The sequence below is a fragment of the Paenibacillus sp. FSL H7-0442 genome (assembly GCF_038593105.1).
Classification (GTDB): Bacteria; Bacillota; Bacilli; order Paenibacillales; family Paenibacillaceae; genus Paenibacillus; species Paenibacillus polymyxa_D.
On sequence record NZ_CP151963.1, the window covers coordinates 137,282 to 157,340 of the forward strand.

The 20,059-nt window shown below is 46.6% G+C and carries 19 protein-coding genes; 10 read left to right on the plus strand and 9 right to left on the minus strand.

Annotation, left to right across the window (positions count from 1 at the left end):
- Window position 1: 1 nt before the first annotated feature.
- A complete protein-coding gene (locus tag MHH57_RS00550) occupies window positions 2-2,014 on the minus strand; it encodes a M1 family metallopeptidase (RefSeq protein WP_069011489.1) in 2,013 nt (670 codons plus the stop codon).
- A gap of 124 nt (window positions 2,015-2,138) precedes the next feature.
- On the opposite strand from MHH57_RS00550, the gene MHH57_RS00555 reads away from it, so the two are divergent.
- Both MHH57_RS00555 and MHH57_RS00560 read left to right on the plus strand, forming a co-directional pair.
- Window positions 2,139-2,645 carry a YwhD family protein gene (locus MHH57_RS00555; protein ID WP_029514934.1) on the plus strand — a complete coding sequence of 169 codons (507 nt, stop codon included), beginning with the start codon at window positions 2,139-2,141 and terminating at the stop codon, window positions 2,643-2,645.
- Window positions 2,646-3,083: 438 nt separating this feature from the next.
- Window positions 3,084-3,590: a PTS glucose transporter subunit IIA gene (locus MHH57_RS00560; protein WP_029514933.1), complete on the plus strand. Its 507-nt coding sequence runs from the start codon at window positions 3,084-3,086 to the stop codon at window positions 3,588-3,590.
- 100 nt (window positions 3,591-3,690) lie between these two features.
- Here the strand turns inward: MHH57_RS00560 and MHH57_RS00565 are convergent, their stop codons facing one another.
- Window positions 3,691-4,437 (minus strand): MBL fold metallo-hydrolase, encoded by a 747-nt coding sequence (locus MHH57_RS00565; RefSeq protein WP_342434702.1) that lies wholly within the window; start codon window positions 4,435-4,437, stop codon window positions 3,691-3,693.
- 141 nt (window positions 4,438-4,578) lie between these two features.
- Between MHH57_RS00565 and MHH57_RS00570 the strand changes: the two genes are divergently transcribed.
- Together MHH57_RS00570 and MHH57_RS00575 are read left to right on the plus strand one after the other, a co-directional pair.
- Window positions 4,579-5,124: a histidine phosphatase family protein gene (locus MHH57_RS00570; protein ID WP_250241640.1), complete on the plus strand. Its 546-nt coding sequence runs from the start codon at window positions 4,579-4,581 to the stop codon at window positions 5,122-5,124.
- A gap of 57 nt (window positions 5,125-5,181) precedes the next feature.
- Complete coding sequence (locus tag MHH57_RS00575; protein ID WP_318628410.1) at window positions 5,182-5,535, plus strand: hypothetical protein; 354 nt, start codon at window positions 5,182-5,184, stop codon at window positions 5,533-5,535.
- 225 nt (window positions 5,536-5,760) lie between these two features.
- On the opposite strand, the gene MHH57_RS00580 is transcribed toward MHH57_RS00575, so the two are convergent.
- Both MHH57_RS00580 and MHH57_RS00585 read right to left on the minus strand, forming a co-directional pair.
- The gene (locus MHH57_RS00580; RefSeq protein ID WP_069011488.1) at window positions 5,761-6,573 is read right to left on the minus strand and encodes a pentapeptide repeat-containing protein; all 813 of its coding nucleotides are present in this window, start codon (window positions 6,571-6,573) and stop codon (window positions 5,761-5,763) included.
- Window positions 6,574-6,691: 118 nt separating this feature from the next.
- Window positions 6,692-7,084 carry a VOC family protein gene (locus MHH57_RS00585; RefSeq protein WP_341038287.1) on the minus strand — a complete coding sequence of 131 codons (393 nt, stop codon included), beginning with the start codon at window positions 7,082-7,084 and terminating at the stop codon, window positions 6,692-6,694.
- Window positions 7,085-7,202: 118 nt separating this feature from the next.
- Here MHH57_RS00585 and MHH57_RS00590 point away from each other — a divergent pair, with 118 nt between their 5' ends.
- Together MHH57_RS00590 and MHH57_RS00595 are read left to right on the plus strand one after the other, a co-directional pair.
- Window positions 7,203-8,279: a hypothetical protein gene (locus MHH57_RS00590; protein ID WP_342434703.1), complete on the plus strand. Its 1,077-nt coding sequence runs from the start codon at window positions 7,203-7,205 to the stop codon at window positions 8,277-8,279.
- Between the two features lie 108 nt (window positions 8,280-8,387).
- Entirely contained in the window at window positions 8,388-8,852 is a 465-nt protein-coding gene (locus tag MHH57_RS00595) for a transporter (protein WP_069011486.1), read from the plus strand.
- A gap of 146 nt (window positions 8,853-8,998) precedes the next feature.
- On the opposite strand, the gene MHH57_RS00600 is transcribed toward MHH57_RS00595, so the two are convergent.
- Window positions 8,999-11,056 carry a PBP1A family penicillin-binding protein gene (locus MHH57_RS00600; protein ID WP_029514921.1) on the minus strand — a complete coding sequence of 686 codons (2,058 nt, stop codon included), beginning with the start codon at window positions 11,054-11,056 and terminating at the stop codon, window positions 8,999-9,001.
- Between the two features lie 282 nt (window positions 11,057-11,338).
- On the opposite strand from MHH57_RS00600, the gene speE reads away from it, so the two are divergent.
- Window positions 11,339-12,166 (plus strand): polyamine aminopropyltransferase, encoded by an 828-nt coding sequence (gene speE / locus MHH57_RS00605; protein ID WP_029514919.1) that lies wholly within the window; start codon window positions 11,339-11,341, stop codon window positions 12,164-12,166.
- Window positions 12,167-12,438: 272 nt separating this feature from the next.
- Window positions 12,439-13,731, plus strand: a complete 1,293-nt coding sequence (locus MHH57_RS00610; protein WP_069011485.1) for an MFS transporter — start codon at window positions 12,439-12,441, stop codon at window positions 13,729-13,731.
- 149 nt (window positions 13,732-13,880) lie between these two features.
- On the opposite strand, the gene MHH57_RS00615 is transcribed toward MHH57_RS00610, so the two are convergent.
- The 4 genes from MHH57_RS00615 to MHH57_RS00630 form a co-directional block, all read right to left on the minus strand.
- Window positions 13,881-14,462, minus strand: coding sequence for a TIGR00730 family Rossman fold protein (locus MHH57_RS00615; RefSeq protein ID WP_029514915.1), 582 nt, complete (start codon window positions 14,460-14,462; stop codon window positions 13,881-13,883).
- Window positions 14,463-14,475: 13 nt separating this feature from the next.
- Window positions 14,476-14,790: a MazG-like family protein gene (locus MHH57_RS00620; RefSeq protein WP_029514913.1), complete on the minus strand. Its 315-nt coding sequence runs from the start codon at window positions 14,788-14,790 to the stop codon at window positions 14,476-14,478.
- A 205-nt stretch (window positions 14,791-14,995) separates the two neighbouring features.
- Window positions 14,996-16,735 (minus strand): ABC transporter ATP-binding protein, encoded by a 1,740-nt coding sequence (locus tag MHH57_RS00625; RefSeq protein WP_069011484.1) that lies wholly within the window; start codon window positions 16,733-16,735, stop codon window positions 14,996-14,998.
- On the minus strand, window positions 16,732-18,486 hold the full coding sequence (locus MHH57_RS00630; RefSeq protein ID WP_340931155.1) for an ABC transporter ATP-binding protein: 1,755 nt from the start codon (window positions 18,484-18,486) through the stop codon (window positions 16,732-16,734). The genes MHH57_RS00625 and MHH57_RS00630 overlap by 4 nt, the downstream gene beginning before the upstream one ends.
- Window positions 18,487-18,639: 153 nt before the next feature.
- On the opposite strand from MHH57_RS00630, the gene MHH57_RS00635 reads away from it, so the two are divergent.
- Together MHH57_RS00635 and MHH57_RS00640 are read left to right on the plus strand one after the other, a co-directional pair.
- Window positions 18,640-19,530, plus strand: coding sequence for a LysR family transcriptional regulator (locus tag MHH57_RS00635; protein WP_165150572.1), 891 nt, complete (start codon window positions 18,640-18,642; stop codon window positions 19,528-19,530).
- A 92-nt stretch (window positions 19,531-19,622) separates the two neighbouring features.
- Complete coding sequence (locus tag MHH57_RS00640) at window positions 19,623-20,057, plus strand: DUF1934 domain-containing protein (protein ID WP_318628405.1); 435 nt, start codon at window positions 19,623-19,625, stop codon at window positions 20,055-20,057.
- Window positions 20,058-20,059: the final 2 nt, after the last annotated feature.

Sequence of the window (20,059 nt, forward strand, 5' to 3'; positions counted from 1 at the left end):
CTCACCATGACAGACTTCCAAGCAGTGTCTCCAACAGCTTGGTTACACTTATACTCCAACGGGTTTGTTGCTTTTCGTCCAATTCGGCTTTTAGGGTATTGTTAATATGCTTGTTCTCCAGTGCAATGGTATATAGGGGATCAAGGGTTACATAGGAAACGGGAGAAGTACTTTTGATCCGAAAAGTTGTGCTTTTGCCCGCACCGTCCCAAGCCTTGAATTTCGTGGTTCCATCCTTGAAGGTAAATTGGACAGGGATCTTGGGATAATCCGCCCCTTTTTTGCTGACCGTCACGACTGCTTCATATCCATTCTCCAGCTTGTGGTTTGTGATGTGATCCACTGAAAAGTCCGCCATCTGGCCGTCATATACATACTGTTCAAAATAGTGGCTCCATGAGCGTCCGGTGACTCTCTCCACGATACGTTGAAAATCCTGTGAGGACGGATGCTTAAATCGGTACGTCTGGACGTAGGTCCGCATAATGCGATCCATTTTTTTCATACCCACCTGACGTTCAATGCCCCGTAGTACCAGCTTGCCTCGAGAGTAGGCATTTTGCGCGTACTCAGCAGCCGAGCCGTACTTCCATGACTCACGGTTTAGCGGCTGTGGGGAGGATACCTGTCCCGATTGTAATGGCAAGTTGGGGGTAAGCCCATATTCTTGCTCCATAAGTCGCTCCTCTGCATAGGAGGTGAAGCCTTCATCCAGCCACGGCTCCTCAAATTCATTATTGGCTACCATTCCATAGAAATATTGATGTCCAATCTCATGAACTAATGTCCGTTCCAGACTATAGCCAGGATTGAGATTACCCGCAGCAGCGGCCGTGATGAGTGTCGGATACTCCATGCCGCCAGCTCCATTGCCTGATTTAGGTGGAACCACGATGGACAGGGTGGAATATGGATAAGGCCCGTACCATTTGCTGTAGTACAAAAGAGCGGCCTTCGCTGCGCTCATATAGCGTCCTTTGAGCTCCTTGTGCGATGGGTCAAGGTAGAGCTTGATTTTGACACCAGGGACTTCAGCAGAAGAAAAGGGTTCTTCTACGGCTACAAAGTTGGGTGAAGCGGACCAGGCAAAATCGTGTACATCATCGGCATAAAATTGATATATTTTTTGTCCGTTCTGTCGGACGGCACCACGGGTGGGAAATCCGGTCGCTGCTACGATATGAGTTTCAGGCACCCGAATCCGTACGCTGTAAATTCCAAAATCGGCATAAAACTCGGAGTTACCATGATACTGGTGGAGGTTCCAGCCCTCCTCGGCGCGTCCACGCTGCCCTGCAGTCTCGTAGACACTGAGCTTCGGGAACCACTGTCCTGCCATTACAAAATCATCTGTCCCACCCATACGAGCAAAGATGGCAGGCAGTTTTACCTCAAACTTCATATATAATGTGATTTCTTCGCCACCTCGTACTGGCTTGGGTAGACGCACCTTCATGAGCGAACGGTCGCCTGCGTTACCGTCATCTGGCTGCACATATTGGATGCGATGCATGAGGGATAAACCGTCTTCTGTTTTTAGTTCAGTCAGCGTCATAGAGCCAAAGCCGTCTTTGGGCATGGTGTCTCCGCGCAGCTTTCCACCGGATTCCTTCATAAAGGTGGTTTCCATGGAAGAGAAGGCGTTCGGGTATAGATGAAGATACAGATCATTCACGGTTTTCTTGCCCGGATGTTTCCAGGTCAGTGTCTCAGTGCCTCGCAAAACCTGTCCCTTTTCCAGAGATACATCAATGTGGTACTCTACCACCCGTTTGCTGAGGATTTCTGTAGCGGGTTGTGGAGGGTTCTTGGGCAGGTCAGGCAGGATGTTTGCCCCTAGAGGCTTGCCCACATTTGGGGCAAGCGCAGACTCAGACAGGGAGCCGTATAGTGGTTGGCCTATGGACTGCGGGTCGGATTGCGATTGGGGCTGCCAGGCAAACCATAACGTCCCTGCGAGGAGACCGAGGGCTAGTGTAGACAATAAAACGATTTTAGTGCGTGCTGGGGTCATACAATGGATACCTCCCGTTGACAAGCATCTACAGCATGTATATGTTTGCTTTCAGGAGATTATTAGTTAAAATATTTATAGTGTAGAATGAGTGTGAAGACGGAAAATGGAGGTCTAGTGACGCATGAGTGAAAATCAGCCGGACGGCAAAAAACAGATTGCACTGAACATTGTCAGTGGCAAGAGTAAACATAAGGGTTTCGGCGCAGGCTCAATTGACCTGAACAGCATGTCACCGGTCATCATTGACCGAGGAGAGGCGAAAATTGATATCGGTGCCATGCATGCCAAAAGTAAAGTAGAACGTGGTATCAAGTTCTCTACGAATAAAGAGGACGTACCGAACGGACGCCAGGTATGGCTCGTATGGGTAGCTGTGGACCGTACAGCCGAAGGACGTATGTACGGCGGCGCCACCGCCTGCGAGATGCTGATTGACGACGAGGCCAAACGCGGCTGGAAAATCCTCGCCGATCACGTCAACCGTATGGATTACGCGCTCAAGCGTCGTTTCATGCTGGAGGATCTCGGCAGCGAAGATAAGGCAGCGCTCAAAAGCCTGCTCATTTCGCATAACGAGGAATGGTGGGACGCTTCGCCTGAGGAATTGAAGCAGGCGCTGGAAGGGTAGGCCAAGCGTTAACACGATTCCAGTGTACACAACTGCTTAAAGAGCAGTCGGCAGTAAGGTTCAGAAGTAGACCGATACCTTGGTTGGGGGCGGTCTACTTCTTTTTCATGTAGGTAAGCAATGCTGAATGAACATGCCAAACATGATCATCAAAGAAATTGCTGGAAAAGTATACTATAAAAAATCTGTTTTTAAGAGATAAAACACTTAAATCCGCAATTTGTTAGAGCACCTCCAAGTTACATGAAAATTATTGTAACAGATATGTAGTTATGAACTGATAGCTCCTTGACATCCTGGAAAGGCATTCACTATAATTCAGATAGAAATCGCTTCCACTCTTCTTTCTATTCATTTTGTGGAACCGGTTCCTTGAAAGATGTAGTTAAGTCCTATTTACTGTTTATGAATGTAATCTCTAAATAAGGTGGCATCGTTATGTTTAAATGGTTGAAAAAGAAGGCGGCTCCTCGTATTGAAGAATTCGAAATGATAGCACCAATCAAAGGAAAAGTGGTTTCCCTGGAGGAGGTTCCAGATCCTGCGTTCTCTACGAAAGCTATGGGGGATGGCATCGCTATTCATCCGTCTGAGGGTAGGGTCACCGCTCCTTTCGCGGGAAAAGTTGCCCATGTCATGGAGAAAAGTAAGCATGCTCTGATTATTGAACATGAATCCGGCGTACAAGTTTTGATACATGTCGGGATTAATACCGTCTCTCTCAAAGGACAAGGGTTTAATCCTCATGTCCAAGTAGGAGATAGCATTAAAGCTGGGCAATTATTGATGGAGTTTGACCTGGATGCGATTCAACAGGGTGGATTGCCTGTAATTACGCCGGTAATCGTTCCAGATGGGCAAGAGATGATTAGCCATGTGGAAATCCTGGAAGGTACATCTGCCTCTCCAGAAGTACCTGTATTAAGAGTTCACTTAAAAGCCTAGTTCTCATTCAAAAAAGACTAACCAGGAATTCCTGGTTAGTCTTTTCTTTAGATGATTCACTGACCAGTCAAGGGGTGGGTACGACCATGTAAATCAAAGGTTAGGATTCATATATTTCAGATATCCGCTGATTACAATTGCCTTCGTACAGCCCTCCATGAAAGCAGACCACTTTTTTAATATCATATGGCAGCAGGTTTTTAAGAGATTCTTTGGCCATATTGAAATCACAGCAATATTGCGGGTCTGGAGCCAGTAATTTGCCGCTTACCACGCGTAGAGCATCTCCTGCAATCAGGGTTTGACTGGATTTATGATAGAAACTTAGGTGTCCTGGTGTATGTCCAGCAGTATCTATAACTACGATCCCCCCACAGAAGGGCAGTTCCTCTCCGGCAACGATGGTGGAGTTTACAATAGCCTTTGGGGGATTTTCAAGTGTACGCCGGAATGCGTGTCTCCACTCTACCGGAACGGATTCGGGCATGGAGCTTACAGCTTGATCTATTGCTTCTGGAGTCAGCTTTATAAGCTGTTTTTCTCCCTGTATATAAGGCTTTTCGATAGAACTGGCTAATACTTGAACTGGGGATGAAGAGGCTCGGATTATATCTGCTAAACTGCCAATATGGTCAAGATCCTGGTGTGTTATTAATATGGAGGTAAGTTGGATTGCTAATCCGGTGTCTACAATAGCCTCATGTAAAAGTGAGAGTTGCCCGGGGTAAGCCGTATCAACTAAAATCATGTTATCTTCGTCCCACATTAAAGTCGGGTGAATACTCTCTATACTTCCCATAATGTTAGCAGAAACCTGAAGCATGTGTATTCCCTTGTCTAATTGCATCGAATCCCTCCCATAAGAGTTGATGTAATACAAAGGAATCGTATCATTAAATCTAAATGTGTAAACCTATATTATATCATAAAAATAATTATTTGTAAATATGTAGAATTTTAAATTTGTGTGACAGTTAGGAGTGATGACGTGAAGAGAATTTATTTTGTCAGACATGCCCAAGCAACAGGACAGGAACCAGATGCCCGACTTACCGATGAGGGTACCCGACAAGCTGAGCAGTTGGTTGATTTTATGGAGAATGTAGGTGTGGAATATATTGTGTCCAGCCCGTGGAAACGGGCCGTGCGAACCATTCAGCCCTTGGCTGAACGGAAACAGTTGCAGGTGTATACTGATGTACGTCTTCAAGAACGGGTACTTAGCCATGAGCATTTGGATCATTGGCTGGACGTGCTGGAACAGACCTATTTGGACGAGGACTTGAAGCTGGAGGGAGGGGAATCATCCCGTGAAGCAGTAGATCGAGGAATCCAGCTTGTTCAGGAGCTTATAGAGCGGGCGGAAAAAACGGTTATCATTGTAACTCATGGAGCTTTACTATCTCTTCTCATTCGACATTACGATCCGCAGTTTGGGTTTGAGGACTGGAAAAAGCTTTCGAATCCCGACGTGTATTTGCTAGAACTGAAAGAAGCAGAAGCCAAGATTCACAGAGTGTGGAATACGGGTTGAAATAAATAAAGCACGTTCACCTTAAGTGCAGAATGGAATCGAAAGGGGAGGCGCATGTTGAAGGCAAACCGTTTTTTAGAATTAGAAAAGGCGTTGTTTCGAGCTTGGTCTTTGGAGTCTAGCTCTAAATGGACCGCAAATAATCCTGCGTCTGGGCAATGTGGTGTCACAGCACTCGTCGTTCAGGACAGGTTTGGCGGCGATATTTTGAAAACATGGCTGGATAGTGGTTGGCACTATTACAACCGCATTGGTGAGGACATTATAGATTTTACGAGGTCGCAATTTTCAAGCCTTCCACAGTATCAGCATGTACACTCCAACCGGGAAGAAGCATTCTCAGACACCAATGCAGAGCAGTATGCAGCCCTAAGTCAGAGATTAAAGGAATTTCTAAACGAAGAAGAATAAGGGGATTTAAATCTGGATGCAGTCATAAAGGCGTGATTTTTGAACCTGATCCAATGGAAGGTGCTTTTTGTTGCCCAATATACATTAAAGAACTGAGTAATCAGTAAAATTCTTGAAGATAAAAGCTGTATTTACGTTATAAAATGAGCTATATACTGAGGTGAGAATAATAAAGGAGTCGTGCGCTAACACGACTCGAATATACAACCACTGCTTAGAAAAAAACTAATGCAGCCAATGGTTTGGAATGCTTAGAGAAGGGGGCAGTTTGGTTTTACAATTGCCCTTAGCCGAATTTAATTGCGCCTGTGTAAGAAAGATACTTCCTTCCAGATTAGCCCCACTTAAATCAGCATCTCTAAAATCCGTACCGATCAAGTCTGTCATTCTCAGATCAGCCTCTCGCAGATCAGCAGCAATCAGTAAAACTCCTCTCAGGTTGGTACCTCTAAGATCAGCGCCTCTCAAATTGGCCCCGATAAGGTCTCTACTCCTGATCTTTTTACTATATTTGTTGTGCTCTATGTTTTTCTTAACTTTTTCTCGTACTAACTCACTTGTTTGTAAAAGTAAATCATTGACTAACGCCCTATGGGTGGGTACATGAAGATTTATGAGAGATTTTGGATCTTGATTCGTAAGCTGCTCGGTTTTCGCCATAGCCTTTTGTAAGTCTGTATAGATGGGATGAGTTTCTTTTAAGTTAAGGGCTTCATTTAGGTAATAAAGCATTTCATGAAGCTGTTGCATGATGGGAAATATATTGAACATTTCCTCAGCTATTGCCGGATCGTCTCGCCAGCTTTTTCCGTTGTATGTAACTTGGGAAACTTTTTGGCCTGCTCCAAAGCAATCATATACTGTACAGCCTCGCAAGCCGTTATTTCTTAGGTTCTTATGAATATTACAACGATAATCGGCATTTAGGTTTTGACAAGGGGTTCCTCCGTCCTTATTAAAAGCAAAATCGGCTGATTTAGCATAAGGCAAGGCTACACAGCATAAACCAAAACATTGTTCACAATTTGCACTATACAATAAACACACATCCTTTTATTGGCACCTATTAAATATAATATTACCAAAAAAAGATGGAGCATGGTCTATTGTTTTTCTATAGACTTCTAGAGTCTGCTGGATCGTTTAGAGAAGAAATTTAGTCTTTTGCCAAATTTAATTGCCATGAAACACCGTATTTGTCTTCAACCCAGCCAAATTGTTGGCTTACGGGCGAGGCTTCAAGGGGCATTAGAACTCGGCCTTCCTGAGATAGCTGACCAAACACACGATGAATTTCTTCTTCCGAATCACAAGTGACGAATAGCGATAGAGCTGGGGTAAAAGGGTGTTTGTCCTGATGGTTATAGTCTATAGCCATAAAGGTTTGCCCTTTGAGGTTGAATACGGCATGTAACACGGTCCCATCTTCCTGATGGAAAATGCTCATGATACCAGACGGCTTAAAGACAGAGGTATAATATTGCAGGGCTTCTTCTGCTTGACCAGAGAACATGAAAAATGTTGTAATTTTTGGATTGGAATCATGCATGAGATCAGCTCCCTAGACTGGATCGTAGATGGTAACATCTTTCCTCTTTTTTAATAGAAATATTCAGCATTAGAGAATTGCTTTATGAAGACGTACACACGTGAAAGGAGAAAACAGGATGATGGACACGACAGCAAGACTTATGGATATGTTCGGCTCAGGCAAGAAGCTGGACGCCAGCATCATTTCCGCCTATACGGATGTGGTTGCCCAATATGGGACAGTGGAGGATGCGTGGGAGTTATATAGGCTTTTTGTAGAAGATCCCCACCATTATATCAGGGGGTTGCTCCTCCAGCCGATCATGAGATGCGGGGATGTTACTTTGGCGCAGGATATGTACGAGCGTTATGTGCGAAATCAGGCATCCCCAGAACATATACCTGACGGCGTGCTGTATGTGCTAGGTTACTTGGGTTATGTGGAGGCTGCTGCTGATCTTGTCGCTTTGGTGAACGGATCGTATGGAGCTGTGTCTGTGGATGCCTGTTTGGGACTGGTACATCTTCCATGCGAACCGTACCGTGAGAAACTGGCGGCTGAATTGGAAAAAGTATTGGATCAGCATTTGTTTAATGAATTCTTACCTCTGCTAAGCTTCAAATGTACTACTGAAGATATGATTCCGCGATTGGTACATTGGGGAGAGCAACATGCCTCGGTAGACTGTAATGCGGGAATTATTGCTGGAATTGCCTTATTTGGAGAGGAGCAAAGGGATACGATTCGGTCTATTTTGTGGAATCCGCTTTGGGAGGCTCATGGAACAGCTACGGGAAGCTGTGTGTGGTCTTATATTGCTATGCAGCATGTAGGGTTGACCTTTAGAGAGCTTATTCAGGATATAAAAAGCTGTGATGTGTCCAAAGCAGGTGTACAGGACTTGGAGTACCGTTTGGAAGTGTTGTATGAGATGCTGGAACTCAAGCTAAGTTATACAGCCCGACCGATCCGGTTCGCTCGCTGTAACGAGGAATCATTTGGTCGGCTCTATAGCGATTTATTTAGCTGGTCCACAGAGCATAAGGATGACTCTATGATAGGCTGGATGAACGACAATTTAGGGTATAAGCATCGGCTGCTGGAACAGTATGATGCGCTCAGGAAACGAGTCGAGATTAAAATGATACATGAAATTGAGCTGGAGCATGTTCAAAAAAGGAAGTTAATCGTATCAGGAAATAAGAATTTTTGATGTAAAAGGACGAAATAGCGGAGTTTGGCGGAGATATGGGGATTCGCCCAGTCCGCGGGCTGGTGTCCCGCATAGGATACATCAGCCTAGACACAAGGAGTGAAACACATGTCTTTACTGCCACAAGTTCCTTTCGGAACGCAACCGGGTATTCCGGGTCCATTCACGCCGTCAAGTCCTTCGATTCCACAATTTCCTGATATGCAGGATTCGTTCCCGTCTCCGATAGGTCCGCCACCAGGCCCAGGATCATTTTCGCCACAGCCGTTCTCACCGCCGCCGCAAGGGCCGTTCGGTCCGCAAGGTGGGCAGCAAGCTCAAGCACCCACTTCTCCACCACCGCAATTTACGCCACCGAAGCCGCTGGTTTCGGCCTATGCTGTTGACCCTGGAGCCATCTTCGGTTGTTTGTTCCGCAACACGTTTGTATGGCTGACGAACGGAGAGCGTTTTTGGCTGTACCCTGTCTTTGTAGGCAGAACATCGGTAGCGGGTTTTCGGTGGAGTGGACGTTTTTGGTTTTATTATGGTGTAGACCTCAACCGTATTGAGTCGTTTAGCTGTTATTGGTAATAGCGCAGCTTTAGGGAAGAGCGGGGTTTAACGGGATGATGGCTGATGGCACTGGCAAGAGAGGTAAATGGGCATATGAGGTAAGTGATGCGAAAATAAAAAGACTGAGAGAGCGCTCATCGCGTTCCCCCAGTCTTTTTTTGCTATTAATCCATCCACCAACGCTTAAAATTGCCCCACCACGATTTCTTTTCAGCTTGTCGCTCCGCTTGGTCAGTTGGTGTGGATGCCGGTTGGTTATCTTGCCCCGATAGCGTCTCCTTCGGCTCCGTGCCGCTGACGAATACCTCCAGCCGCTTGTCCGGGCTGTCCGGTGCAGCCAGCTTGCCGCTGGCCGGGTCAATATAAGCGCTGACTACGCCGTCAGGGATAGGAAAGATTTTGGGTGGCACATTCTCCAGCGCTTTCTCCGTATATTGCGCAAAAATCGGAGCCGCCCGTCGGGCATCCTGTGTGCTGATGTCCTTGCCCTTGTCATAGCCGACCCAGACAGCGGTGGACAGCTCGGGGGTAAAGCCGACCATCCACGCATCGGTGTTGGTCGTGCCGCTCTTGCCGGCAACCGGGCGCTTGATCAGCTTCGCGACCCGGTTGCCAGTGCCGCCTTCCTCGAACACGCCTTCCATAAGGCGTGTGAGGACGTAGGCGGAGGCGGGCTTCACCACCTGCACGGGCGCGGCTTGGGGCGCTTCGTACAGCGACCGCCCGGCAGCATCGGTGATGCGCAGCACTGCCACCGGAGCCACCTTTTGCCCGCCGCTACCGATGACCGAGAAGGCTGAGGCCATCTCGAACGGGCTGACGGGCGACACACCCAGCGCTAGCGAAGGTACGGGCTTGAGCTCGCTTGTAATGCCCATTTTGCTGGCGAGGTCCATGACCTTATCCGTTCCCACCTTCAAAATGGTGCTTACGGCATAGATATTATCGGACGCCGCAATTGCGCGCCGAAGATCTATTTCGCCCAAATATTTGTCTCCAAAATTTTTGGGCTTATAGGTCTTGCGATTGTTATCGTAGTGGAACAACGTCGGTCGGCTTTCGAACTTGGACGTACTCGTCAATTCGCCGGAATCCAGTGCGCTTAGATACATAATCGGCTTGAAGGAGGAGCCAGGCTGCCGGGTTGTGGCCAGCGCATGATTATATTGATTCCCGACATAGTTCGTTCCACCAACCATGGCTTTGACATGTCCGTTGCGCGGGTCCATGGAGATTAACGCGGTTTCCAGTCCGTTGCTGTTCTTCATGCCTTCGTTTACAGCCGCCTCGGCTGCTTGCTGCATGTGCATGTCCAGCGTGGTATAAATACTCAGGCCGCCATGCTCAAGCACCCCTTCGCTAATCCCGAGCTGATGTGTCACCAACTGGCGGACGTAATCGCGGAACCAGGGAGCGGTTTCCACTGTCCGACGCTGGCTCTCGGGCCGCAGGGCTAACATTTCCTCATAGGCCTTGGTGGCTTCAGCCGGTGTAATTTTGCCGATAAGCGCCATGGAGTCCAGAACAATTTTCTGCCGATCCTTTGCATTTTTCATATGATTATACGGTGAATAGTAGGTTGGCCCTTTCGGAATACCTGCTAACAGGGCGCTTTCGGCCAAATCCAGATCTTTTGCGGATTTACCGAAATACATTTGCGAAGCTGCTTCAATGCCATAGGCGCCGTGACCATAGTAAATTTCGTTCAAATACATTTGTAGCAGCTCATTTTTGGTGTACTTCATTTCAAGCTGTGCGGTATAGATAGCCTCCTTGGCCTTGCGCGTCCACGTTTTCTCATGAGATAAGTATAGATTGCGTGCAAGCTGCTGAGTCAGCGTGCTGGCCCCTTGCGACATATCCCAGCGGGTCAGATTAACGATTACCGCCCGGCCCAGACCTTTGAAATCAAAGCCAAAATGATCGTAAAACTTCCGATCTTCCACAGCCAGGGTAGCTGCAATCAAATCGGGTGAAATGTGATCAAGCTGGACCGGAATGGATTCTTTGCCTCCAGCAGAGAAAGTGGCGATGACTTGCCCCTGACTATCGAGCAGACGTGAATTCCGGTCCGTATCCGCGAGCGGAAGGCTGGTCGTGTACAAATAGGCGAGCAGGATGCAGGCGGCGATGACCGTCAGAATCGTGAGAGACATCAGTCCTTGAAACAATCGAAGCCAAAGCGGTTTACGCTTGGGGGATCGTCCGGTCGTATCGGTCATCATGCCACCTCCTTCCATAGTTGATGTTCTCAGTATAGTCAATCCGAAAGCGTCTATTCATCAGATACACATACGTGTCTATTTTAAACAAGATTAAATCTCCAAATTGCTTTAGCAGCTCATTCAGGTATCACTTATAATGCAAAAAGTGTGAAATTCCAATGTGTTTGGTACAATAAATATAGCAAACTTGGCGTTTGCGTGTTACTGATATAAGGAAAGTCAACGTTTATGCTACCGGATTGCCGGACACATACTTTGATCAGAAAGAAGGTTGGAATGATGGACTTGTGGTTTACGGAGAAGCAGACTCCCTCTTTCGGCATTACAGCAAAAATCAAACAAACCTACGTCTCTGAGAAAACAGATTTTCAGGATCTGGCTATGATCGAGACAGAGGAATTCGGCAATATGCTTGTTCTGGATGGCATGGTGATGACAACGGTTAAGGATGAATTTGTGTATCACGAAATGGTAGCACATCCGGCTTTGAATACACATCCGAATCCGAAAAAAGTTTTGGTTGTGGGTGGTGGCGATGGCGGCGTTATTCGTGAGGTCATCAAGCACCCTGAAGTGGAAAAGGCTGTATTGGTGGAGATTGACGGTAAGGTGATAGAATATTCTAAAAAATATTTGCCTGAAATTGCCGGAAAGCTGGACGAGCCTAATGTAGAAGTGCTGGTCAATGACGGATACATGCACATTATTGAACACAAAAATGAATACGACGTCATTATGGTCGATTCGACGGAGCCGGTAGGTCCGGCAGCCCCGCTGTTCGAGCGCGGGTTTTACCAAGGTATTTTTGAAGCATTGAAGGAAGACGGTATTTTCGTTGCACAAACGGATAATCCTTGGTTCAAGGCAGATCTGATTCAGAAGGTTAACAAAGATGTGAAGGAAATTTTCCCGATTGTGCGTGTATATGGTGCGAACATTCCAACCTATCCGAGTGGTCTATGGACATTCACGTTGGGTAGTAAGAAGTATGATCCGCTCGAAGTAGACGAAAACCGAATTCCAGAGATGGACACCCGATATTATAGTCCGCGTTTGCACAAAGCGGCGTTTGTACTACCTAAGTTTGTAGAGGATTTAACGAAGTAAACATTTTAAGAAAAAGCGTCTTAGTGGTCTTTATTGCCTGTTTCTGGGCGGAAAGGAGCGCTATAGGCGCTTTTTTGTCTTGAATAAGATTTAAAAATGGCCATGAAAGCATACTGGACACTGGATTTCCTTTTAAGATAAAAGAAGGAAATTTAAGGGTGTGTGTAGAATATACAAAAAACCAGACATTTAACAGATTTGTAATGTCAACAGGGACGGTTTGGTTATGGAAATACATAAATCGGCGATGTACCAAAGAGGGGGAAACTTTTTTGATCAGACGCTCTTTTTATTACCTGTGGGGGTCCCAGACGATCTCCAACGTAGCAGATATCATCTACATGTTGAGTGTAGTGGTATTGGTGTTCAGCTCAAGTAATTCCTTAATGACGACTATTCTAATCCCGCTGTTCCGATTGTCTGCCCAAGTGCTTAGTGGGCTCGTTGCACCAATCGTCCTCGGCCGATTTCGGCTAACACGCGTGTTGCTATTTTCCCAGTTTGGTCAGTTTGTCATTTTTACGCTACTGCTGCTTTATTTGTGGATCGTACCTGAGCAGAGGTCGTTTCTATTTATTTTTGTGATGGTGTTCGGTATGTCTTTTCTGGATGGCTGGACCAATCCTGCGCGTAATGCGCTTGTACCCCGTTTGGCTACGGGTGAAGGGCTAATGCGTGCCAACGGCATGGTGGCGGTCAGTGATCAGGTGGTCAGGTGTGCAGGCTGGGCGCTGAGCGGAATTATTGTGGCTTGGCTGGGTTCCCTGAATACGCTTGTGATTGCATCCTGTTGTTATCTCGTGGCTGTAACTGTCACGTCCTTTATTCGTGATCCGCTGGATCAGAAGGAATTAAGTCTTGAAGCTTCGGATTCCTCGACAAATGCAGTAGAGCCTGCAAAGGCAAAGGAAAAAGGCTCCCATTGGAAAGAGCTTGGGGAAGGCTGGACAATCATTTGGCACAACCGTCGTATTCGTTCTCTGATGATCGTCGATAGCGTGGATAGTATCGGGGGAGTCTCCTGGCTTGGGGTATTTATTCTGGCGTACGTCAGCCAAGTGCTGCATCGGGATGCGAGCTGGTGGGGCTTTATGAATGCGTCCTTTTTCTCGGGCACGATTTTGGGTGGATTGATTGTCGTTGGCTTGGTCAAGCGATTGCAAAAGAACAGCTTTTTGTACATGCTCGGAGCATTGCTGGTGTATGTACTGATTACCATTGTATTTGCGCTGAATACCATCCCCGTTGCTGCGCTTATTCTTTTTGCTGTATCAGGCTTACCTGTTCAAATGGCGGGGATTATTCGCCGCACCTTGCTGCAAACCAGTGCACCGCCAGCCCAGCTGCCCAAAGTGATGGCGGGAATTGATGTGCTTACAAATCTCGCTTTCGGTCTGTCTTTGTTATTCATGGGCTGGTATGCAGACCGTTTCGGTATGGTGCAGGTGTATTTGTTGGCTGCGGCCATGACTACCGTTGCTGTTCTGATCGGCTGGTTCTACCGCAGGGATTTTCAGGAAAGTGAGCAAATGGACCAACCAACCGCTACGGGCGCTGGGATTTAAAATTGGGGTTCCCGTTAGGCGTGACAGCATTCATTGGATGAGTTCAATTTTACAGGAACACCACTGGAATAACGTTGACGGTGGTGTTCCTTTCATATCATATTAAATTAAATGGTATGTCTGTTGAGCAATACGTGCCATTCCTAATGTCAGGTCCGTTTGCTCGTGAGATATGTTTTGACGGCAGGAGGGGTGTAATTTGTAAATTGCTGTAGGATTCCTTGCGAAGTAGTATCCGTAATTACCAACGCACGATATTTTTCCTGCATAAATTGTTCCTCAACCATACGATTAAACAAGGAAATAAGAGGATCGTAATAATGGTTAATATTTAAAAGACCGCATGGCTTTTCATGCAAGCCTAATTGCGCCCATGTGAAAATTTCAAAGTATTCTTCCATTGTACCTGGGCCACCTGGTAAAACAATGAATCCGTCCGCAATCTCTGCCATTTTAGATTTTCGTTCGTGCATGGAATCAACAATGATTAATTCGCTCAGGCCATTATGTGCAATTTCACGGCTTTGCAAAAAGTGAGGGAGTACACCGATGACGTGACCTCCTGCATGAAGTGCCGCGTCAGCCACTGCACCCATTAAACCAACACTTGCTCCTCCATAAATCAGGCTTATTTCCTGTTCGGCAAGTGCCTTGCCCAGAGCAACAGCATGCTCTCGATAAATCTCAGACGCTCCATTACTGGAACCGCAAAAAACAGCAATGCTTTTCATATGAGATTCTCCTTTATGTATATCTTTTTGCAAGTTTTTGCTGGTGTGTTCGAAATATATCCTCCAAGGTGATGTCATACTTGTTGGCGATCACGATGAGATTACCCAGTACGTCTCCAAGTTCTTCAGTTAAATGCTCCCTGTTCTCCTCGAATGAACCATCGATCTCATCAGGCCGGTCTCTGCCGATCTCCAGGGCGCGAATAGCTCTCGCAACCTCCCCGGTTTCCTCTGCCAAGAAACCAATTCGGACGAAGATATCTAAATCAGACCAGTTCCTCTCTTGATAATATTGCTTGACCCACTTTTGAAATTCATTAATATCCATATTCAGCCTCCCAACTGAAACCCATGCATGATGTTGGCTATACAAACCATAAGGTTTAGATGAAACGGAAACGTTTGTTCTCGTTTTATTATATAATATAGGGGGGGATTTATCAAAGAAAAATAAAAAAGCCAATTGCTTAAAAAGCAACCGACTTTTTTTAAGAACGTTGACCTTACTGATGCGACCGTATCCGGTCAGCCTTTTAAGCCGTAGTAAACTGGCTGTTATAGAGCGAGGCATAATGGCCGCCGCTGGCAAGCAGCCCCTCATGGGTACCACTTTCGACGACATCGCCGTTTTTCATGTATAGAATCAAATCCGCTTCGCGGATGGTCGATAGTCTGTGGGCGATCACAAAGCTGGTGCGTCCGGCAATCATTTTCATAAATGCTTTTTGGATACGTGCTTCTGTCAGGGTGTCTATGCTACTGGTGGCTTCATCTAGGATCAGCATAGGTGGATCGACCAGGATAACCCTCGCGATGGTGAGCAGTTGCTTTTGGCCTTGCGACAGGCTGTCGCCGGAACCGCTGATGACCGTATCGTAGCCATGAGGCAGTCGCTTGATGAAGCTATGCGCATTGGCAGCTGTTGCAGCCGCGATGACTTCTTCGTCCGTGGCTTCCGGCTTCCCGTAAGCGATATTGTCCCGAATGGTTCCGCTGAACAGCCATGTATCTTGAAGCACCATACCAAAGTTAGTCCGCAGGCTGTCCCGGCTCATGTCGTTGATATTCACCCCGTCGATGGATATCGAGCCGCTGTCCACATCGTAAAACCGCATGAGCAGATTGACGAGTGTGGTTTTGCCAGCTCCGGTCTGCCCGACAATGGCCACACGAGTGCCTGGCTTAACTTCTAAACTGAAGTTCGTAATGAGCGTACGTTCCGGGTTATAGGAGAATTTGACATGATCAAAAAGAATCGTGCCTTTGCTGCGCTCCAGCTGTACGGCGTTCGATTTTTCCGGCTGCTCTGGCGGTGAGTCCAAAATCGCAAATATGCGCTGAGCAGAAGCCGTGGCTGCCTGGAACTGGGTGAGAACACCCGTAATTTCATTAAAGGGCTTGGCGAACAAATTGGTATAAATCAGAAAGCTCGACAATCCACCTACCGAGATCCCACCCAAAATAATGGAAATACAGCCAATCATGGCGGTGACTGAAAAAGTCATGTTGTTCACCAATCGGGTAGAGGGGTTGGACAATGATCCGTAAAACTGCGATTTCACCCCGGCTTGATACAATTGTTCGTTTCTGGCGGAAAATTCCTCAAGCGAGCGGTTTTCATAATGAAAAGCAGTAACTACCCGTTGCCCGCCGATCATTTCTTCCACGTAACCGTTCAGGCTTCCTAAAATTTTGGCCTGTTCGCGGAACATACGCTGTGACCTTGTCGTAATGAACCGTGCCACACCGTATGTGATCGGGGCAGACACCAATACGACCAACGTCATGATCGGACTGATATACAGCATGAGTACAATGGAGCCTATAATCGTAATAATCCCGGTAATCAAGGTGGAAAATCCCTGCAGCAATCCATCCGACACAGCATCCATATCGTTCACGAAACGGCTAATGCTGTCTCCTTGCGGATGAGTGTCATGAAAGCTTAACGGAAGGATATTAAAATGATCAAATAACTCCCGCCGCATATCATTTACGGTCTGAAAAGCAATACGGTTCGTCAAATACGTGAGTAGCCAGCTAAACAGACTGCCTACAACATATACAATGCCTAATCCAGCTAGAATCTGTGCAATACCTTTAAAATTCACTGCTCCCTTATCCACCATGTGGTCGATAGCTTGACCAATCATGTAGGGTCCGATCAGACTGGCAAGCACGCTGAGAATCGCACTGACGATGACCCAAAATGTTGTTGTTTTATATTGACCGACATAGGTTAACGATCTTCTCCAGGTTTCCTTGCCACTCATTGGTCCACCTCCTGCGTTGAGAGCTGGGAGCGATTAATTTCCTGATATACCTCCGAGCTGCTCATCAACTGATCATGTGTGCCGATTCCGACAATCCGGCCTTCATCAAATACAATGATTTTATCAGCATGCTGTACGCTGCTTACTCGTTGCGAGACCAGTAGGACAGTCATGCGGGTGCTTTTTTCCCGTAGCGATTTCCGGAGGGCGGCGTCAGTTGCAAAATCAAGTGCGCTTGAGGAATCGTCCAAAATCAGAATTTCCGGATTGCCTACAATAGCTCTGGCAATGGTAAGTCGCTGTTTTTGTCCTCCCGATAGATTAAGTCCTCCTCGGGTGATCGGGGCATCGAATTTTTCCGGCAAGTTAGAAATAAATTCATCCGCTTGCGCGATTGCTGCGGCTTGAGCGACTTCCTCGTCGGTGGCGTGTTCATGTCCCCAACGGATATTATCCGCTATCGTCCCAGTGAACAGCAGCGCCTTCTGAGGAACAATACCGATTTTCTGCCGCAATTGCTCAAGCTTATACTGCCGTACGTCGATGCCGTCAACCTGTACACAACCCTCTACCGCATCATAGAAGCGGGGAATGAGATTCACAAAGGTGGATTTCCCCGAACCTGTTCCTCCGATGATTCCAACCGTTTCACCAGGATAGATGTTTACCACTACATCGTTAAGTGCCAGTTGCCCTGTCGTATTGTATCCAAAGGAAACATGATCAAAAGAGATGGCTGGTACAGCGCCATGCCCACTTGTTCCCTCCCTATCTATAGATGTAGAAGTAGCAGCAGTGTCGGAAATCGAAGCTTGCGTGTCTAGGACCTCCTGAATCCGCGCTGCTGAAGTGGCAGCCTTGGTGAACAAAATAATTAAATTGGTCACCACAATCAGAGCTAATAAAATTTGCGTAATGTAATTAATAAAGGCAATAATCTCCCCTTGTGTAAGTGATCCATATTGGATATGGATGGCGCCGATCCACAGGATTGCAATAATAGCTCCGTTTACCACCAGCAAGGTGGCAGGGCTTAGCAAAGCAGAAATACGTCCGACACGAATAGCGGTCTGAGTCAGGTCATCCGAAGCGGCGTTGAATTTAACTCGCTCAGCGCCTCTTTTGGCAAATGCGCGTATGACCCGTACGCCTGTAAGATTTTCGCTAAGTACCAGAGCGATTTTATCGAGTTTTTTTTGATACCGACGATACAGTGGTGAAGCCTTCGTAATGACCACATACAGGATCAAAGCTAGAACCGGTGTAGCCGCCAACAGCACCAAAGCCAGGCGGAAATCCAGGATCATGGACATGATAATAGCCCCGATACAAATAAAAGGAGCACGAATGACCAGACGAATCAGCATCGCTACAGCCGTTTGGAGTTGATTGACATCATTCGTAATCCGGTTGATGAGCGAGGGCGTACCGAACTTATCGAGATCAGCATAAGAAAACGATGAAATATGTTTAAACATCGTATTGCGCAGCGTAGTTCCGAATCCTTGGGAGGCACGGGCTGCGTAAAACTGACACACTAATGAACTGCCAAAGCCCAGTATAGTCATGAGTAACATCAAAAGACCCATCTGCCAAACATAATGGGTGTCTCCTTTACCTACACCATGATTGATCATTAAGGCAACCATAGTGGGCAGCAATAGTTCCAAGATGGCCTCAATCAGTTTAAATAGAGGCCCAAGAATCGTTTCCTTTTTATAGGGTTTCAAAAAAACAGCAAATTTCAGCAAATAAACCATCACCTAACCTAAATAATGTATATAGCCTCATGCCGCAATAGCATATCTGAATTTGATTATGTCATATCCCCAACCATATGAATAATATTTAATATATATTAGAGGTATAGGTTTTACATATATCAGTACCGGAGGGCCATAATGATGGAATTGAGACATCTCAAGTATTTTTTGGCGATCGCAGAGGCCGGACAGATTACAGCGGCAGCCAAAAAGCTGCAAATCGCACAGCCTCCCTTAAGTCAGCAGCTCATGCAACTGGAGGAAGAGCTTGGTGTAAAGCTCGTGCATCGAGGCTCACGAAGCATCCAGTTGACGGAGGCCGGCATCATTTTACAGAATAGGGCCAAGCAGATTCTGGAGCTGACAGATGCCACAACGAGAGAAATTAACGATTTTGCCTTGGGGATGAAGGGTACGCTTACCATTGGAACGGTCTCCTCTTCCGGCGCAGCCCTAATGAAAGACAGGCTTTCCGAATTTCATAAAACCTATGCGGGTGTAAAATTTGAAATTCATGAGGGAAATACCTTTAGGATTCTCGATCTTTTGAACAAAGGAATTGTCGAGGTCGGTATCGTCAGAACCCCTTTTAATACCACTGATTTAGGGTGCAGATATGCGTCCTCCGAACCGATGATCGCAGTGATGACAGAAGAACATGACTGGAACCCCGAACAGAAGACCATCCCGTTGTCTGGCTTGAAAAACAGGCCGCTCATCGTTTATCGCCGCTTTGAACAATTGATTCACGATACCTGTATAAAGCATGGCTTTGAGCCGAATATCTTCTGCAAAAACGATGATGCCCGCACCACGCTTCATTGGGCTAATGAAGGGCTGGGGATCGGTATGATTTCGCGGTCTGCGTTGTCACTCGGAAGCAATAACCAGTTAATCGTTAAGGAAATTATGTGTGAAGAATTGCATACGCGTGTGGCGGCTGTCTGGATGAAGGATAAATACATGTCTTCTCTAGCCTCTCGATTCATTGAAAGTTTTAGCCAAGCATCTGATGGAGCTGACTTAAGGTAGCTAAATTTTTTGGATGAAAGCATCTTTTTGTAAAAACTCATTTGAATTGCAATCGGGAACTGGATATAGTAGTACAGTAGGATAGCAATAGAATGGAGTTTGAATACATGCCACATAATGCAAAGGTCCGAATCCGTCTTCATAGTCATCATGACGGAGAAGATGTGGTACAGGAACTTCCCGGAGAAGCGATTGTGCGTGGGAAGCATCTATATATAAGGTACGATGAGCCGCAAGATAGTCCTGAGGGCGGTACGACACGGAACACAGTCAAAATCGGACCGGATGAGCTAAAGCTGATTCGTCACGGTGAGGTACAATCAGAGCAGTCATTTGCGCTGGGACGCAGGTTGCCTGGATTTTACCGCTCGCCTTATTTAAACCTGAACATGTCTGCGCATACGCAGAAGCTTGATATTCGGATGGATGGATTCAGCGGACATGTGAGCTGGACCTATGATCTGTACGTATTTGAGGATTTCTCGGGGCATTTTGCCATCAGTTTGCATATACAGGAGGAGCAATAATC

Coding starts and splice junctions, on each gene's coding strand:
- MHH57_RS00555 (WP_029514934.1), top strand. CDS start 2,139: ATGAGTGAAAATCAGCCGGACGGCAAAAAACAGATTGCACTGAACATT.
- speE (WP_029514919.1), top strand. CDS start 11,339: ATGGACTTGTGGTTTACGGAGAAGCAGACTCCCTCTTTCGGCATTACA.
- MHH57_RS00640 (WP_318628405.1), top strand. CDS start 19,623: ATGGAGTTTGAATACATGCCACATAATGCAAAGGTCCGAATCCGTCTT.
- MHH57_RS00615 (WP_029514915.1), bottom strand. CDS start 14,462: ATGAAAAGCATTGCTGTTTTTTGCGGTTCCAGTAATGGAGCGTCTGAG.
- MHH57_RS00620 (WP_029514913.1), bottom strand. CDS start 14,790: ATGGATATTAATGAATTTCAAAAGTGGGTCAAGCAATATTATCAAGAG.
- MHH57_RS00595 (WP_069011486.1), top strand. CDS start 8,388: ATGTCTTTACTGCCACAAGTTCCTTTCGGAACGCAACCGGGTATTCCG.
- MHH57_RS00590 (WP_342434703.1), top strand. CDS start 7,203: ATGATGGACACGACAGCAAGACTTATGGATATGTTCGGCTCAGGCAAG.
- MHH57_RS00565 (WP_342434702.1), bottom strand. CDS start 4,437: ATGCAATTAGACAAGGGAATACACATGCTTCAGGTTTCTGCTAACATT.
- MHH57_RS00585 (WP_341038287.1), bottom strand. CDS start 7,084: ATGCATGATTCCAATCCAAAAATTACAACATTTTTCATGTTCTCTGGT.
- MHH57_RS00625 (WP_069011484.1), bottom strand. CDS start 16,735: ATGAGTGGCAAGGAAACCTGGAGAAGATCGTTAACCTATGTCGGTCAA.
- MHH57_RS00600 (WP_029514921.1), bottom strand. CDS start 11,056: ATGACCGATACGACCGGACGATCCCCCAAGCGTAAACCGCTTTGGCTT.
- MHH57_RS00635 (WP_165150572.1), top strand. CDS start 18,640: ATGGAATTGAGACATCTCAAGTATTTTTTGGCGATCGCAGAGGCCGGA.
- MHH57_RS00560 (WP_029514933.1), top strand. CDS start 3,084: ATGTTTAAATGGTTGAAAAAGAAGGCGGCTCCTCGTATTGAAGAATTC.
- MHH57_RS00550 (WP_069011489.1), bottom strand. CDS start 2,014: ATGACCCCAGCACGCACTAAAATCGTTTTATTGTCTACACTAGCCCTC.